The 14326-nt window shown below is 36.7% G+C and carries 16 protein-coding genes; 15 read left to right on the top strand and 1 reads right to left on the bottom strand.

Going from position 1 to position 14326, the window contains the following annotated elements; all coding sequences use genetic code 11:
* Positions 1–39: 39 nt before the first annotated feature.
* From efp to DLD54_RS05430, 10 genes are read left to right on the top strand one after another with little or no spacing between them, the layout of a single operon-like run.
* On the top strand, positions 40–609 hold the full coding sequence (gene efp, locus DLD54_RS05475; RefSeq protein ID WP_109918526.1) for an elongation factor P: 570 nt from the start codon (positions 40–42) through the stop codon (positions 607–609).
* Between the two features lie 19 nt (positions 610–628).
* The gene (locus tag DLD54_RS05470; RefSeq protein ID WP_038523163.1) at positions 629–1087 is read left to right on the top strand and encodes an Asp23/Gls24 family envelope stress response protein; all 459 of its coding nucleotides are present in this window, start codon (positions 629–631) and stop codon (positions 1085–1087) included.
* The gene (gene nusB, locus DLD54_RS05465; protein ID WP_109918525.1) at positions 1065–1463 is read left to right on the top strand and encodes a transcription antitermination factor NusB; all 399 of its coding nucleotides are present in this window, start codon (positions 1065–1067) and stop codon (positions 1461–1463) included. The genes DLD54_RS05470 and nusB overlap by 23 nt, the downstream gene beginning before the upstream one ends.
* A gap of 50 nt (positions 1464–1513) precedes the next feature.
* On the top strand, positions 1514–2362 hold the full coding sequence (locus DLD54_RS05460) for a tetrahydrofolate dehydrogenase/cyclohydrolase catalytic domain-containing protein (RefSeq protein ID WP_109918524.1): 849 nt from the start codon (positions 1514–1516) through the stop codon (positions 2360–2362).
* Positions 2352–3719 carry an exodeoxyribonuclease VII large subunit gene (gene xseA / locus DLD54_RS05455; RefSeq protein WP_109918523.1) on the top strand — a complete coding sequence of 456 codons (1368 nt, stop codon included), beginning with the start codon at positions 2352–2354 and terminating at the stop codon, positions 3717–3719. The genes DLD54_RS05460 and xseA overlap by 11 nt, the downstream gene beginning before the upstream one ends.
* A complete protein-coding gene (locus tag DLD54_RS05450; protein ID WP_038523150.1) occupies positions 3700–3942 on the top strand; it encodes an exodeoxyribonuclease VII small subunit in 243 nt (80 codons plus the stop codon). The genes xseA and DLD54_RS05450 overlap by 20 nt, the downstream gene beginning before the upstream one ends.
* Before the next feature lie 12 nt (positions 3943–3954).
* Positions 3955–4821 (top strand): polyprenyl synthetase family protein, encoded by an 867-nt coding sequence (locus DLD54_RS05445; protein ID WP_109918522.1) that lies wholly within the window; start codon positions 3955–3957, stop codon positions 4819–4821.
* Positions 4821–5633 carry a TlyA family RNA methyltransferase gene (locus DLD54_RS05440; protein WP_109918521.1) on the top strand — a complete coding sequence of 271 codons (813 nt, stop codon included), beginning with the start codon at positions 4821–4823 and terminating at the stop codon, positions 5631–5633. The genes DLD54_RS05445 and DLD54_RS05440 overlap by 1 nt, the downstream gene beginning before the upstream one ends.
* Before the next feature lie 9 nt (positions 5634–5642).
* Positions 5643–7334: a DNA repair protein RecN gene (recN, locus tag DLD54_RS05435; RefSeq protein WP_109918520.1), complete on the top strand. Its 1692-nt coding sequence runs from the start codon at positions 5643–5645 to the stop codon at positions 7332–7334.
* A 17-nt stretch (positions 7335–7351) separates the two neighbouring features.
* Positions 7352–8236: a GNAT family N-acetyltransferase gene (locus DLD54_RS05430; protein ID WP_147442458.1), complete on the top strand. Its 885-nt coding sequence runs from the start codon at positions 7352–7354 to the stop codon at positions 8234–8236.
* 37 nt (positions 8237–8273) lie between these two features.
* Here DLD54_RS05430 and DLD54_RS05425 read toward each other — a convergent pair whose 3' ends face one another.
* Positions 8274–8549 (bottom strand): hypothetical protein, encoded by a 276-nt coding sequence (locus DLD54_RS05425; protein ID WP_038523135.1) that lies wholly within the window; start codon positions 8547–8549, stop codon positions 8274–8276.
* Positions 8550–8754: 205 nt separating this feature from the next.
* On the opposite strand from DLD54_RS05425, the gene gmk reads away from it, so the two are divergent.
* The 5 genes from gmk (at position 8755) to rsmB (ending at position 14322) form a co-directional block, all read left to right on the top strand.
* Positions 8755–9369, top strand: coding sequence for a guanylate kinase (gene gmk, locus DLD54_RS05420; protein WP_038523133.1), 615 nt, complete (start codon positions 8755–8757; stop codon positions 9367–9369).
* A 1-nt stretch (position 9370) separates the two neighbouring features.
* A complete protein-coding gene (gene rpoZ / locus DLD54_RS05415; protein WP_038523130.1) occupies positions 9371–9589 on the top strand; it encodes a DNA-directed RNA polymerase subunit omega in 219 nt (72 codons plus the stop codon).
* A gap of 62 nt (positions 9590–9651) precedes the next feature.
* Positions 9652–12051, top strand: coding sequence for a primosomal protein N' (gene priA, locus DLD54_RS05410; protein WP_109918518.1), 2400 nt, complete (start codon positions 9652–9654; stop codon positions 12049–12051).
* 14 nt (positions 12052–12065) lie between these two features.
* Positions 12066–13010, top strand: a complete 945-nt coding sequence (gene fmt, locus DLD54_RS05405; protein ID WP_109918517.1) for a methionyl-tRNA formyltransferase — start codon at positions 12066–12068, stop codon at positions 13008–13010.
* Positions 12997–14322: a 16S rRNA (cytosine(967)-C(5))-methyltransferase RsmB gene (gene rsmB, locus DLD54_RS05400; protein ID WP_109918516.1), complete on the top strand. Its 1326-nt coding sequence runs from the start codon at positions 12997–12999 to the stop codon at positions 14320–14322. Before fmt ends, rsmB begins: the two co-directional genes overlap by 14 nt.
* Positions 14323–14326 lie beyond the last annotated feature (4 nt).

Genomic DNA, 14326 nt, shown 5'->3' with positions numbered 1-14326 from the left:
TAATTGGTAAGATAATATTATGGAGATGAGGTACTCAATATGACAATGATATCAGTTAACGAATTTAAGAATGGCTTGACCATTAAGTATAATAATGACTTATGGCGTATAGTTGAATTTCAACACGTTAAGCCTGGTAAGGGTAGTGCATTTGTGCGTTCAAAGCTGAAGAGCTTAAATACAGGTGCTGTGCAGGAATATACTTTCCGTTCTACCGCTAAGGTTGAGACTGCTGAAATTGAAACAAAAACTATGCAGTATCTATATAATGATGGTTCAAGTTATGTCTTTATGGATAATAAGACTTATGACCAGCTAGCAATTCCGAATGAACAAATAAAAGATGAAGCTAAGTTTTTAAAGGAAAACATGGAAATTAGCGTTATTATGCATGAAGGCCAGACTTTAGGAATTCAGTTGCCTAATACTGTTGAATTGACGGTTGGCAAAACAGAGCCTAATATTAAAGGTGACACGTCTTCTGGTGGTGGTAAGCCTGCAACTATGGAAACTGGTTTAGTCGTTAACGTACCTTTCTTTATTAATGAAGGCGATGTTTTAGTAATTAATACAGTCGATGGTACTTATGTATCTCGTGCGAACAAATAATTATTCGAGGTAAACAAAAATGGCAGATAGTTCAAAAATTGTCTTAGATGATAAAAATAACGGTGAAGAAATTGAAATAGATCCAAGTGTTCTTGAAGTTATTATGGGCATTGCTGCCGAAAAAGTTGACGGAGTTGCTGGAATGCACGGCAATGTCAAGTCTGGGATCAATCGCGTTTTAGGAAGAGAAGACCGCGGTAAAGGTGTATCCGTAAATATTGACGATGAACACAATTTGGTTGCTGATGTTTACGTCTCTATTGAGGCGGGTAGAAATGTACCTAAGATTGCAATGGATCTACAAAAATCTTTAAAGCAACAAGTATTGCAGATGACAGACTTAACTCTTAATGAAATTAATGTTCATGTTACCGGCTTAGAATTTCCAGACGATGACGATGAAGATGGCAGCGGAACTTCTCAGCTATTTTCTGACATAGATGAAAAGAGTAAAAATGAATCAACACCAAAGTCGTAGAGTTGCAATGCAGGCTGTGTATTTGGCTAATCAGGATGTTAAGTATTCAGCTGCTGAAGTTGAAGCTAAAACTGTTGCAATGCTTGATTTGAAAGAACTTTCTGCTTATGCCAAAGAAATAATTGAAGGCGTAATTGAAAAGCGGGATGAATTAAAAGGTGAGTTGGCTAGTTTTTTGAAAAAAAACTGGCGTATCAATCGGATTAATCAGATTTCGTTAGCAATTTTGGAAGTTGCTTTATATGAAATAAAGTACAGTAAAGAAATTGAGCCCAAAGCTGCAGTAAATGAAGCTTTAAACTTGTGTGATGAATTTGCTGATCCTAAAAGTAAACCATTTATTAATGGTGTGTTGGCAAATTTTATTCAAAAATAACTAATAGTCGGCTTTAAGCCGGCTATTTTTTTAGAAAAGGAATAGACTTAATGGCACAACTTTTGGACGGCAAGCACTTAGCTGACTTACGAGCTACTAAACTTAAACAAAAGGTAACCCATTTAAAAAGTGAGGGCATACAACCTTTATTCTGCGTAATTAATATTGGTAATGATCCCAGTAGTAAAATTTATTTAAGAACTAAAAAAAGACGAGCAAAAGAGATCGGCATCAAACAAAAATTGTTTCAATTATCATCTTCTGTGACACAAAAAGAGCTGCTAAGTTTGATAAATTGTCTGAATGAAGAAGAAAAAGTCAATGGTATCATGATTCAATTGCCTGTACCCGGGCAGATTGACTTAAATGAAGCTCTGGCTGCGATTGACCCTGAAAAAGATGTAGATTGCTTAACTCCCGCAAATGTCGGCCGCTTGTGGCGCGGTGACCATTTTGTTGAACCTGCAACTGCGCATGGCATTTTAACACTATTAGATTATTATCATATTGAGTTGAAGGGTAAGAATGTGGTTATTATTGGTCGCAGTAGTATAGTGGGCAAGCCCCTTGCGGCACTGATGCTTGAGCGGGATGCAACTGTATCAATTCTGCACTTAAAAACTAAAAAATTATCCGAGTATACTAAGAGGGCAGACGTGTTGGTTGCTGCTGCGGGACAACCTAATCTGGTAAAGGCAGATATGGTAAAAAAAGGTGCTGTTATAATAGATGTAGGAATAAATCGCTTTTACGGCAAAATAGTAGGGGATGTTGATTATGCTCATGTAACCAATGTCGCTAGCTATATCACTCCTGTTCCAGGTGGAGTAGGTCCATTGACGGTTGAATCTTTAATGGAGCAGGTAGTTCAGTTGACAAGGAGAAAACATGGAAAATAGTAAGTATCTTACGGTTTCAGATTTAAATTACTATATCACACAGAAATTTAAAAATGACCCGTATTTACATAAAGTTTTTCTTCAAGGAGAATTATCAAACTTTCGCTTTCGCCGCAATTCACACCAGTATTTTTCTCTGAAAGATGAAAAATCTAAGATTAATGTGGTAATGTTTCGCTCCTATTTTGATAAAGTGAAATTTAAACCAGAAGAAGGTATGAAAGTTTATGTGACTGGATATGTAAACGTTTATAGTCCGCAAGGATCTTATCAATTTTATGCAGAATCGATGGAACCGGCTGGACTGGGCGCGTTATACGAACAGTTACAGCAGTTGCAGCAGAAATTAGCAAAAGAAGGCTTATTTGATAAGCAATATAAAAAGCCTTTGCCGCATTATCCCGATTATATCGCTGTTGTAACCAGTGCCTCGGGAGCAGTTATTCATGACATTCTGGTGACAGTGAACAGAAGATTTCCTCATGCTGAAGTTGATTTATTTCCGGCTCAAGTTCAAGGAGATACTGCCGCGGATTCATTAGTGGCTGCTATGAAACAAATAGCTCAATTCAAAGATAAGTACGATGTCATGATTATTGGTCGAGGTGGCGGTTCTCTTGAAGATCTGTGGCCCTTTAATGAAGAACGAGTCGTTCGTCAGGTTTTTGACATGAAGATGCCAGTCATTTCCTCAGTTGGTCATGAAACTGATACGACCCTATGCGATTTAGTGGCTGATGTGCGTGCAGCTACTCCAACTGCGGCTGCCGAATATGCTACACCAAATTTACCTGATGAATTAATAAGTATTAGGCAATTGCAGAACGCTCTTGTTTCCAGTATACAAAATATTATTAGGGTGCGCCGTGACACTTTAACTCGTATTACTAATTCTGTAATTATGCGCGAACCTGCCAGACTTTATGATGAACAGGCCCAAACGCTCGATATCCTGCGTGACAGGCTTCACAATAATATGGTGCACCAGTTGGAAAATGGGCGCCACGATTTTCAGCTGACAAACCAAAAGTTAATAGCAGTTAGTCCTAATAAAAAAGTAACTTCTTTACTGCAGCAAATTGATTTTTGTCAACAAAAGCTAATTACGAGTATCAAGCATTTTTTACAAGCAAAAAGCAATATTTTGGGACAAACTGCTCAGCAACTAGATGATTATAGTCCGCTTAAGACTTTAAATAGGGGTTACACCTATGTCACTGATAGAGCAGATAAAACGATCAGTTCAATTAGCCAGACCAAAGTTAAAGATGAAGTCAATATCCATTTCAAAGACGGACAAGCCAAAGCTATAATTAGTTCAACTAGGAGAAATAAAAATGACAACGAAGAAAAATAATTTTGAAGAGGAATTAGCAGAATTGCAAACAATTGTTAATAATTTGGAAAAAGGTGATGTGCCGCTTGAAGATGCCCTTGAACAGTTTCAAGCTGGTGTAAAGCTAAGTCGTGATTTAAATAAAAAGTTAACTGCAGCTGAAGAAACTGTAGCTAAATTAATTGACAGTGACGGTACTGAACATAAACTTGATCCAAATGACGCTGCGGCACCAGAAAAATAGAAAAGAATTATTATGACTTTTAAAGAATTTAAAGCAACTTGGACACCAATTATTGATAGCTATTTAGCAGATCACTTAAAAAGTGAAATTAATGATACTAAGATTAGTCAGATTATGTTTTATTCCGTAATGGCTGGAGGAAAAAGGCTTCGTCCTTTACTGTTTTTGGCAACTTTAGATGCCATTAATTTTCAAATAAACGCTGAAGAAATTAGGATTGCCTGCGGGATTGAACTTATTCATACTTATTCATTAGTTCATGATGACTTGCCCGCTATGGATAATGATGATTACCGCAGAGGTAAGTTAACTAGCCATAAAAAATGGGGTGAAGCCGAAGCGATTCTTGCTGGGGATGCCTTGCTGCCAATGGGCATAAAATGGATAGCACAAGGAAGCAATTCAGCTAAATTAGTGGCAATAATCACTGAAGCAGTTGGTCCCAACGGTATGGTTGGTGGTCAATATTTAGATATTGATTCTACCAATAACAAAAGTGTGGCTGATAACTCTGATTTTATTAACAAGATGGAATGGTTAAAAACAGGCTGTTTAATTAAGGCCTGCGTTGAAATGGCTGTTGAACATGGCAATGCCAGTCCTTCTCAAAAAGAGTTGCTACTGCAGTTTGCTCAAGATTTTGGCCGCTCTTATCAAATTTATGATGATTTAGTCGATGTAGTCGAAACCAGTGCAGAAGCGGGTAAAAAGACACATAAAGATTTGGAAAGCGGTAAAAATAACACGTTGACCTTGCTTGGGATTACCAAAAGCCGAGTAGAATTGAATAAATTAATAGCACATGCTCAAAACTGCTTAAAAGACATTGATTCAGACATTTTGACCGGCTTTCTTGATTTATATAAAAAGGTACTGTAATGACAAAACAAAGAGCAGACGTTTTATTAGTTAAGCAGGGAATATTTAATTCTCGAACTCAGGCTCAGCGAGCTATTATGGCAGGATTAGTTTCTGATCATAATCATCAAAGAATTGATAAAAGTGGTACTAATTTTCCAATAGATGAAACTTTTTTTGTCAAACAATCAGGTAAAAAGTATGTTTCTCGTGGTGGGTTTAAGCTTGCGAAAGCTTTAAAATCTTTTCAAATTGATTTAACAAACAAAATTTGTCTAGACATAGGTGCATCTACCGGTGGTTTTACAGATGTTGCCTTACAAAATAATGCCAAATTGGTCTATGCGTTAGATGTTGGTTATAACCAACTGGCATGGCAATTACGTGATGATCCGCGTGTGCTAGTGATGGAAAAGCAAAATTTTCGCTATAGCAAGCCTGCTGACTTTACTCACGGTTTGCCTGATTTTGCCATGACAGATGTTTCATTTATTTCACTAGATTTAATTATGCCGCCGATGTATCAGATCTTAAAAGACCAGTGTGATGCTGTTTGCCTAATTAAGCCCCAATTTGAAGCGGGTCCTGATCAGGTAGGCAAACATGGTATAGTTCATGATCATGCCGTCCATTGCAGCGTAATTGAGCATACCATAGAGAAAGCACGCGAAATTGGTTTTAACGTTCTTGATCTTGATTATTCGCCGATAAAAGGTGGTAAAGGTAATATTGAATTTTTGATTCATTTACAAAAAGATGAAAAAGATGGCGGCAAATTGCTCTGGGCTAAGAGACCAGAAGATATTGTTGCACAGGCCGTTGCCAATCTTTAGGAGAGGAATATGTTAGTTGAACTGGATATTAAAAATTTTGCCATTATTAAAGCATTGAAGGTTCGCTTCCAAGAAAATATGACTGTATTAATTGGTGAAACTGGTGCTGGTAAATCAATTATTATTGATGCAGTTTCACTATTGATGGGCGGTCGCGGCCAAAAGGAAATGATCCGTAGTGGTGAAAAAAAGGCTGTGGTCACTGGTCTGTTTGAACTGGATCATGAAACTAAAAAGATTACTGAACTTTGTGAACAATATGGTATACCAGATTCAGAAGAGCAATTGATTATCAGCCGTGAATTAGCTGCTAAAGGAAGAAATGTCGTGCGCATCAACGGTCAACTGACTACGATTAATGTTTTACGCGAACTGGGTAATTATTTAGTTGATATTCACGGTCAAAATGATCAACAAATTTTAATGGATCAGGATAGGCAAATTGATCTGGTGGATAATTACGCCTCTTCCAAATTTAAGCAGGAGCTTGCCCAATACCAAACCGATTTTAGTAGTTGGCAAAAATTAACTGCTCAAATTAATCATTTACATCAAGACGCACAGGAACTGGCACAAAAGCAGGATATTTTATCTTTTCAAAATGAGGAATTAACTAAAGCTGATTTAAAGGATCCTCATGAAGATGATGAGCTTGAAGACGAATATGATGAGTTAAATAATTATCAGAAAATTGTTGATACAGCAAACTATTTAATGCAAATGTACGATGATGAAGATCACGGTATTGAAACTTTACTTGGAAAAGCGCAAAATGCTGCAAATGAATTGGCTGAGTATGGGTCTAAGTTTAAAGATATAGCTAAGACAATTGATGACGGAGTTTTCGCTATTAGTGATGCCCGTAGTGAACTGTCAAATGTCTTAGATGATATGGATTTTGATGAAGAAAGATTTCAGTATGTTTCAAATAGGCTGGATCTGCTTAACGGTTTAAAGAAAAAATACGGTCCTTCATTAGAGGATGTTTTTGCATTTTATGCCAAAGTACAAAAGGAACTGGGACAATATGAAACTGGCGGACTTGACGAAGAAAAATTGCAAAAACAGCTGGGAGAACTAGAAAATAAATTAAAAGTTGAAGCACAGAATTTGCATGAAATTAGGAAAAATGTCGCAGCCACTTTGGAAAAGAAAATAAAACAGGAATTGGCAGATCTTTATATGGCTAAGGCCCGTTTTAGTATTGATTTTTCCAAAACTAAGACTTTTACCAAGAAGGGCACCGATAATATTGTCTTCTTAATAGCGCCAAATCCCGGTGAAGAATTAATGCCGCTAGTTAAGATCGTCTCTGGCGGAGAGCAATCACGGTTAATTCTGGCTTTGAAGGCAATTTTTAGTAAAGTTGAACCAGTGGGGACAATGATTTTTGATGAAATTGATACTGGCGTCTCCGGTCGCGTTTCCGCGGCAATTGGTCAAAAATTGCATTCAATTGGTGAAAATAAACAAGTAATTGCGATTACACATTCACCCCAAGTAGCAGCTGCGGGAGATCAGAAATATTTGGTAGCCAAGAAAGTCAAAGATGGTGCTACTTATACTCAAATCGGGCCTTTAACTCAGGAAGAAACAATAACTGCAATTGCAGAAATGATGGCTGGTAGTGACGTGACGCAGGCAGCTAAACAAAATGCCAAGGATCTGATGAGGAGCTTTAAAAGAAAAAAGAAAAAATAATATTGAAAGGCAAAAGAATGAAAGTTATTGAAAGAATTACTTTAAATAACGAGGAGACCAAACAGGCTATTGGTTTAAATAAAAAAATAAATAAAGCTGATAACACCTACTCAAAAATTTATTTAAGCAATAAATACAACTATTTTAGTGATATGCCAACATTTGTCTTAGCTTATGAGGAACAAAAGTTAATCGGTTTAACAATGCTATATGCTGATGACGGTCCAAATGAAGAAGTAGAAGTTCACTTGGTAGTTGATCCTGAATTTCGCAGGCACCATGTTGCTACAAAGATGTGGGTGCATGCCAAACAAATTATGTTGCAATATGGTTATCATAAATGGGAATTTGTGTCAGAAAAAGTTTTTTTAGCAAAAAATCCAGACTTTTTAGCAAATTGTAACTTAACAGTGGTCAAAGAAGATTCTGATTATTACATGCAAACCTCAAAGCCAGTATCAATTGAAAAGGCTGACAAATTAAAGCAGGTTTTAGCAGTTAAGCCTTTAACAACGAACTACGTTGCTCAAGTTGCCACGGCATACAGTAACGCTTTTGGAGATGCCATTGCCACCTCTACTAAATACATCAAAAATTCCTTGTTGGATAAAGATACTAAAAGTTTTATTTTATTAAAAGATAATGAAATTGCTGGCTATTGTGCCGTTGATCATGGTAATAATGAAGATTACTTTTTCGGATTGTTTATTGATAAGCCATTTCGGGGACAAGGGTTTGGTACTTTTTTTATCAAAAAAATGATTGCAATTTTGCAAAAAGAAGGTAGCAGAGTTTTTGCTTTAAATGCTGACGTCACCAATAAAGCGGCTATTCATATTTATGAAAAAGCTGGTTTTAAAATATTAAGCGAAACATTGTATTTAAAAAGCCAAGAATCATAAAGATTCTTGACTAAATTTTTTATTAAGTCCAGTTGTTTTAGGCAAAGTCAATGCGAAAGATTGAATCAAGATCAATTATTTTGATTATTTTTTTATTGGCTGAGCGCAAAACATACCTTCCCGCAGAAACTCGTCCTGTAATTTGACCAATCTCACTTAGACCATCTTGATAAGAAATCAAGACAAAAGAGTGTTGCATTAATGCTTTGTTAAGGGCAGCCAAAACTTCATAATTGTACTGACTGTATATGCTTAATCTATCTTCATCATAATCAAAAAAATAATGATATATTTTTCTTAGTGAATTTTTCATTATAAATGCCTCAATTTAGACCGAACATTCGTTTGACTATCAATATTATAAGAACATTTGTTCAAAAACACAAGTATTAAATCAAATATTTTTGGTAAAATCCAATATACTGCTTGCTAGTTAATTACATAAAATTGTCAAAACTTGAAAATATTTTCATTTTAGTGCAAACTAGACGTAATAGCTTTTGATAGGGGAGTATGGCATGGCAGAAAAAGGTTTGTTACTTGTCCTTTCGGGACCTTCGGGAGTTGGAAAAGGTACCGTTAAAAGTGCAATTGTGGAAAATAAAGTCTTTCCGTTTGAGTATTCAGTGTCAATGACCACTAGAAAGCCTCGACCTGGTGAAGTTAACGGCAAAGATTATTATTTTGTCACTCAAGAGCGATTTGAGCAGGCTATCAACCAAGGTGAACTTTTGGAGTATAATCAATATGTAAATAATTTTTACGGTACTCCATTGGCACCTGTAAAGAAGATGCTTAATGAAGGTAAAGATGTTTTACTAGAAATTGACGTCAACGGTGCGCAAAAAGTGCGTGAGAAGATGCCTGATGGTGTTTTTATATTTTTGACACCGCCTGACTTGCATACATTACATTTGCGGTTGGAAAATCGGGGCACTGAATCCGAAGATGTGATCATGGGCAGAATTAAGCAGGCTCGGCATGAGATTCTAGTTATGCAGGATTATGATTATGCTGTGGTAAATGATACCGTGGCTAATGCTGTTGATCACATTAAAGCTATCGTCGATGCGGAACATGTAAGTGTTAAACGCGTAATTGATACATATCGTAAAATGGTTAGGGAGGATTAAATTGAGAGTTACATATCCATCTATAGATAAATTGTTGGCTCAAGTTGATTCAAGATATTCATTATCAGTTTTAGCTGCTAAGAGGGCGCATGAGTTGGAAGACGGTGAGCCTGAGGCTTTAAAAAATTATAAATCGCAAAAGCCTGTTGGCAAAGCTTTAGAAGAAATAGAAGCTGGCAAAGTTACCGTTGATCCCAATCATCGCGAGGTTAATCAGTAATTAATAAAATTTTATGACCTCCATCCTAAAAGAGATGGAGGTCATTTTTTCAAGGTGATTTAATGATTGCGCAAGTTATTGTTGATGTTGCTGCTAAGCAAACAGATCGAGTTTTTGAGTATCATATCCCTGATGAACTGGGCGAAGTAGAGGTTGGTTCGCGCGTTTTTGTGCCTTTTGGCCCGCGGAAAGTACAAGGATTTGTAATTGGTCTAAGTACAAAAAGTAAATATCAAGGTGAATTAAAAGACCTGCTTTTGGTGGTGGATGAGATGCCGCCTTTAACCAAAGAATTAATTACGCTCTCCCAAGCTTTAGCCAATCACGTTTATTCATATCGCATTTCAATTTTAAAAACTATGTTGCCTCGAGTTATGCGCGCAAATTATCGTAAAATTCTGGTTCCAGTATCTGCTAAAGCTAAAAAATTAGGCTTTTTTCAAGGAGAGCCACTTGACTTAAATAGAGTGACGAACAACAAGCAAATTGCTGAAATTCGCCATCTTTTACGCTCAAATGATGCTAAAGTCGAATACCTGGTGGAAAATCGCGCTAAAGTTAAAACTGAAAGCCAATATTTATTAACAAAAACAAAAGAAGATTACGTAAATATATATGAAGCGATACGCTCAAACGCCACCAAACAGAAAAAGCTGGTCATGTTTTTAATTGAAAATTATGTCAAGTTTCCTCTTTTACAAAACGAGATTGAGCAAGATGCCAAAATTAATACTGTTTCGTTAACTAATGCTGTCAAAAAAGGTTGGCTTAATAAAAAACAGGTGGAAATATATCGTAATCCGCTAGATGACTATGATGAAGACGAAAATCAAAATAAAAAGATTATTTTGAATCCTGATCAGAAAAACGCATTAAGAAAAATTATACCGATCATTAATGAAAAACAAGCGCAGACTTTTCTGCTGGAAGGTGTGACCGGTAGTGGCAAAACCGAAGTATACTTAAATGCTATTAGTGCAACTTTAAAAATCGGCAAAAATGCACTCATGCTGGTACCGGAGATTTCTTTAACACCACAAATGGTAGAACAAGTCAAAAGTCATTTCGGTGAACAAGTTGCTGTTTTGCATAGTGGCTTGTCTGAAGGAGAATTATATGACGAATGGCGCCGAATAAGACGTGGTGAAGTACGTGTTGTTGTGGGAGCCCGTAGTGCTGTATTTGCACCATTAACAAATATCGGGTTAATCGTGATTGATGAAGAACACGAATCTTCCTATAAACAGGAAGATAATCCCCGTTATCATGCGCGCGATGTTGCTATTTGGCGTAGCAAATACAACTCATGCCCTTTACTATTAGGTAGTGCAACGCCGGCACTTGGGAGCAGAGCACGTGCACAAAAGGGAGTCTATCAATTACTGCGGCTGCCACAACGTGCAAATAAACAAAGTTTGCCTGCAGTAAACTTAATTGACCTAAAAAAAGCCAACTTTACTGGCGGTCAATTTGACTTGTCTGTTGAACTCGTCACGGCAATAAAAAATAGAATAGCAAATAAAGAACAAGTTATTCTAATGCTAAATCGACGTGGTTTTGCCAACTTTATGCTCTGTAGAGAATGCGGCTACGTAATGAAATGTCCTAATTGCGATCTATCGTTAACAATGCATAAAGATACTCAAAAAATGCAGTGCCATTATTGTGGCTATACTGCTGCTATTCCAAGAGAGTGTCCTAATTGTCATAGTAAAAATATTCGGTTTTTGGGTACAGGTACGCAAAAGGTCATGGCAGAACTCAATAAGTTAATACCGGAGGCGCGTATTTTACGTATGGACGTTGATACCACCAGACGAAAAGGTTCTTTTAAAAAAATATTGGATGCTTTTGGTGATCACGAAGCAGATATTTTACTGGGTACACAAATGATTGCCAAAGGGTTAGACTTTCCTAACGTTACTCTTGTAGGAGTGATTAATGCTGATACTGGTCTGTGGGTGCCTGATTACAATGCCTCTGAGAGAACATTTGAGCTTTTGACTCAAGTAGCAGGTAGAGCAGGCCGAGCCGAAAAAAAGGGTGAAGTTATCATTCAAACTTTTAATCCTGATCACTATGCCATCAAACTGGCGCAAACGCAGGATTATGAACGGTTCTATCAATATGAAATGCGTGTGCGCCACGCAGGCAATTATCCACCTTATTTTTACACGGTTTTAATTTCAGTTGCTGCTAAAAAAGAACAAAATGCTGCTCGCGAAGCATATAAAATAAAGAATTGGTTGCAGCCACAATTAAACCGTCAAACGATTGTATTAGGACCAACTCCCAGCGCAATTTCTCGCTTAAAAAATCAATATTATTATCAAATACTGGTAAAATATAAAAAAGAGGATCAACTCAACCAATTATTACACCAAATTCAAGATTCTGCGCAAAAGGTTAAAAAGTATGGTTTATCTGTTTATATTGACAATGAACCGGAGCGCATTATGTAAAGGGGATATGTTTAATGACATCAATAATTTTTCTGGGAACGCCGAATTTTGCTGTTCCTATATTAAAGGCACTTTCGGACAGTAATTACGAAATTAAAGCCGTAGTAACTCAACCTGACAAAAAAGTGGGCAGAAAACAAAAACTAACGCAGTCTCCAGTAAAAGAACTGGCTGAAAAGTTAAATCTGCCTGTTTTTCAACCTGCAAAATTAAGTAAATCAGACGAACTTAATCAATTAGTTGAGATGCATGCTGATTTGGTAATTACCGCTGCTTATGGGCAATTTTTACCAACTAAACTTTTGCAATCAGCTAAAATTGCTGCTGTTAATGTTCATGGTTCACTTTTGCCTAAATATCGCGGAGGAGCACCAATTCAATATGCTCTTATTAACGGTGACCAAAAAACCGGCGTAACTATTATGGAAATGGTTAAGCAAATGGATGCCGGGGATATTTATGCACAAGAGGCTATTGATATTGATGAGAATGATACTGCTGGTACGTTATTTGAAAAACTGTCATTACTGGGGCGTGACTTATTACTGAAAACATTGCCTCAAATAATTGCTAATCCGGAAAATAAAAAGGCACAAGATACCAGTAAAGTAGTTTTTTCTCCTAATATTAGCAAAAAGCAGGAGCAAATCACTTTAAATATGACAGCAGCTGCTGCCAATAATTTAATTAGAGGACTAAATCCTGATCCAGGTGCATATCTACTAGTTGATAACAAAAGGTTTAAAATATGGCAAGCTCAAGTTGCCCAAGATAAAACTGCTTTGCCAGCAGGCTGTGTAGTGGCTAATAAAGACCGCTTTGCTATCAGTTTTGCAGACAACACTGTTTTAAATTTAATTGAAGTTCAACCTGCTGGTAAGAATAAAATGGCGATTAAAAGCTTTTTAAATGGTCAGGGCCAAAAGTTTAAGATAGGTGAAAAAATTGTCGACTCTTAAAAGTGCCCGAGCGGTGGCTTTGCAGACGCTTATCCGTGTCTTAGATGATAATTCCTATTCCAATATCAGTTTGAATAATAACTTAATAAAAAGTAACCTTTCACAGGCTGACCAGAATTTTGCCGCTAGAATAGTTTACGGTACTATTCAAGAGAAAATATATTTAGAGTATCAACTGCGGCGTTTAATCAAAACTAAGCTAAAGGAGAATTACCTTTACCCCTTGCTTTTGCTGTCTGCATACCAGATTTTTTTCATGGATAGTGTTCCTAACAGGGCAGTTTTGAATGAAGCCAACAAATTAGCCAAAGAATTCGGCAAGAAACATTCTGTGGGCTATAAAATTGTGAATGGTATTTTGCATTCTTTAATCAGACAGGGCTCAGTTCTGCCAAGTGCAAAAGATCAAATTGATTATCTTAGTGTAAAAGAAAGTACTCCGAAATGGTTGGTAAGTTATTTGATTAGTCACTGGGGTGAACAGAGAGCTGCTAAAATTTTAGCCAGCATTAATAAAAGCGCAAAAAATACTGTGAGAGTTTCTCATTTAGCAGAACAAAACTTAGTTAAGGAAAATTTAACTAATTTAGGTTTTGCCCCTGTAGATTCTGAAATAGCCAATGATGAATTGATTTTAGCCCATGGTGGAGTTTTTAAGACGCAATTATTTCATGAAGGAAAATTGACAATTCAAGATGAAGCTGCTAGTTTGGCAGTAAGTGCTTTCAATTTTTCTGGAAATGAAAAAGTACTTGATGCTTGCAGTGCTCCCGGCGGAAAGACGGTACAAATCGCTGAAAACTTACCTCAGGGGCAAGTTACTGCTTTAGATATCCATGAGAAAAAACTAAATTTAGTATTGGCAAACAGCAGGCGCATGAATGTCGCTTCTAAGGTGCTGGTTAAGCCACTTGATGCCAGAAAGGCTGATACAGTTTTTGACAAAGGTGAATTTGCTAAAATTTTAGTTGATGCACCATGTTCTGGTCTAGGTCTTATCAGGCGCAAGCCTGAAATACGTTATACTAAAACAAAGTCTGATCTTATTAATTTACAAAGAATACAACTTGAAATTTTGGATCATATTAGTTCCTTAATATCTGCTGGTGGTGAATTAGTCTATTCAACATGTACAATTACAAAAGAAGAAGACGAAGATGTAGTAAAATCTTTTTTAGAAACACATTCTCAATTTGGGCTGCAACCTTTTACAGCAGGTAAATTATCGGCTCCTAGCGGCATGTTAAAGATTTTACCTGATAGTTATGATAGTGATGGCTTTTTTATTGCAAAGTTTATAGTGCGAGGTTAAAGTT

It is taken from the genome of Lactobacillus helsingborgensis (assembly GCF_003173695.1).
In the GTDB taxonomy this organism is placed as follows: domain Bacteria; phylum Bacillota; class Bacilli; order Lactobacillales; family Lactobacillaceae; genus Lactobacillus; species Lactobacillus helsingborgensis.
Note: the sequence above shows the minus strand (reverse complement) of the source record. Positions and strands in the feature narration are given on the sequence as shown.

What these genes read in the sequence shown, in the direction of transcription:
- efp (WP_109918526.1), top strand. Translation starts at nt 40, where the DNA reads ATGACAATGATATCAGTTAACGAATTTAAGAATGGCTTGACCATTAAG.
- DLD54_RS05470 (WP_038523163.1), top strand. Translation starts at nt 629, where the DNA reads ATGGCAGATAGTTCAAAAATTGTCTTAGATGATAAAAATAACGGTGAA.
- nusB (WP_109918525.1), top strand. Translation starts at nt 1,065, where the DNA reads ATGAATCAACACCAAAGTCGTAGAGTTGCAATGCAGGCTGTGTATTTG.
- DLD54_RS05460 (WP_109918524.1), top strand. Translation starts at nt 1,514, where the DNA reads ATGGCACAACTTTTGGACGGCAAGCACTTAGCTGACTTACGAGCTACT.
- xseA (WP_109918523.1), top strand. Translation starts at nt 2,352, where the DNA reads ATGGAAAATAGTAAGTATCTTACGGTTTCAGATTTAAATTACTATATC.
- DLD54_RS05450 (WP_038523150.1), top strand. Translation starts at nt 3,700, where the DNA reads ATGACAACGAAGAAAAATAATTTTGAAGAGGAATTAGCAGAATTGCAA.
- DLD54_RS05445 (WP_109918522.1), top strand. Translation starts at nt 3,955, where the DNA reads ATGACTTTTAAAGAATTTAAAGCAACTTGGACACCAATTATTGATAGC.
- DLD54_RS05440 (WP_109918521.1), top strand. Translation starts at nt 4,821, where the DNA reads ATGACAAAACAAAGAGCAGACGTTTTATTAGTTAAGCAGGGAATATTT.
- recN (WP_109918520.1), top strand. Translation starts at nt 5,643, where the DNA reads ATGTTAGTTGAACTGGATATTAAAAATTTTGCCATTATTAAAGCATTG.
- DLD54_RS05430 (WP_147442458.1), top strand. Translation starts at nt 7,352, where the DNA reads ATGAAAGTTATTGAAAGAATTACTTTAAATAACGAGGAGACCAAACAG.
- DLD54_RS05425 (WP_038523135.1), bottom strand. Translation starts at nt 8,549, where the DNA reads ATGAAAAATTCACTAAGAAAAATATATCATTATTTTTTTGATTATGAT.
- gmk (WP_038523133.1), top strand. Translation starts at nt 8,755, where the DNA reads ATGGCAGAAAAAGGTTTGTTACTTGTCCTTTCGGGACCTTCGGGAGTT.
- priA (WP_109918518.1), top strand. Translation starts at nt 9,652, where the DNA reads ATGATTGCGCAAGTTATTGTTGATGTTGCTGCTAAGCAAACAGATCGA.
- fmt (WP_109918517.1), top strand. Translation starts at nt 12,066, where the DNA reads ATGACATCAATAATTTTTCTGGGAACGCCGAATTTTGCTGTTCCTATA.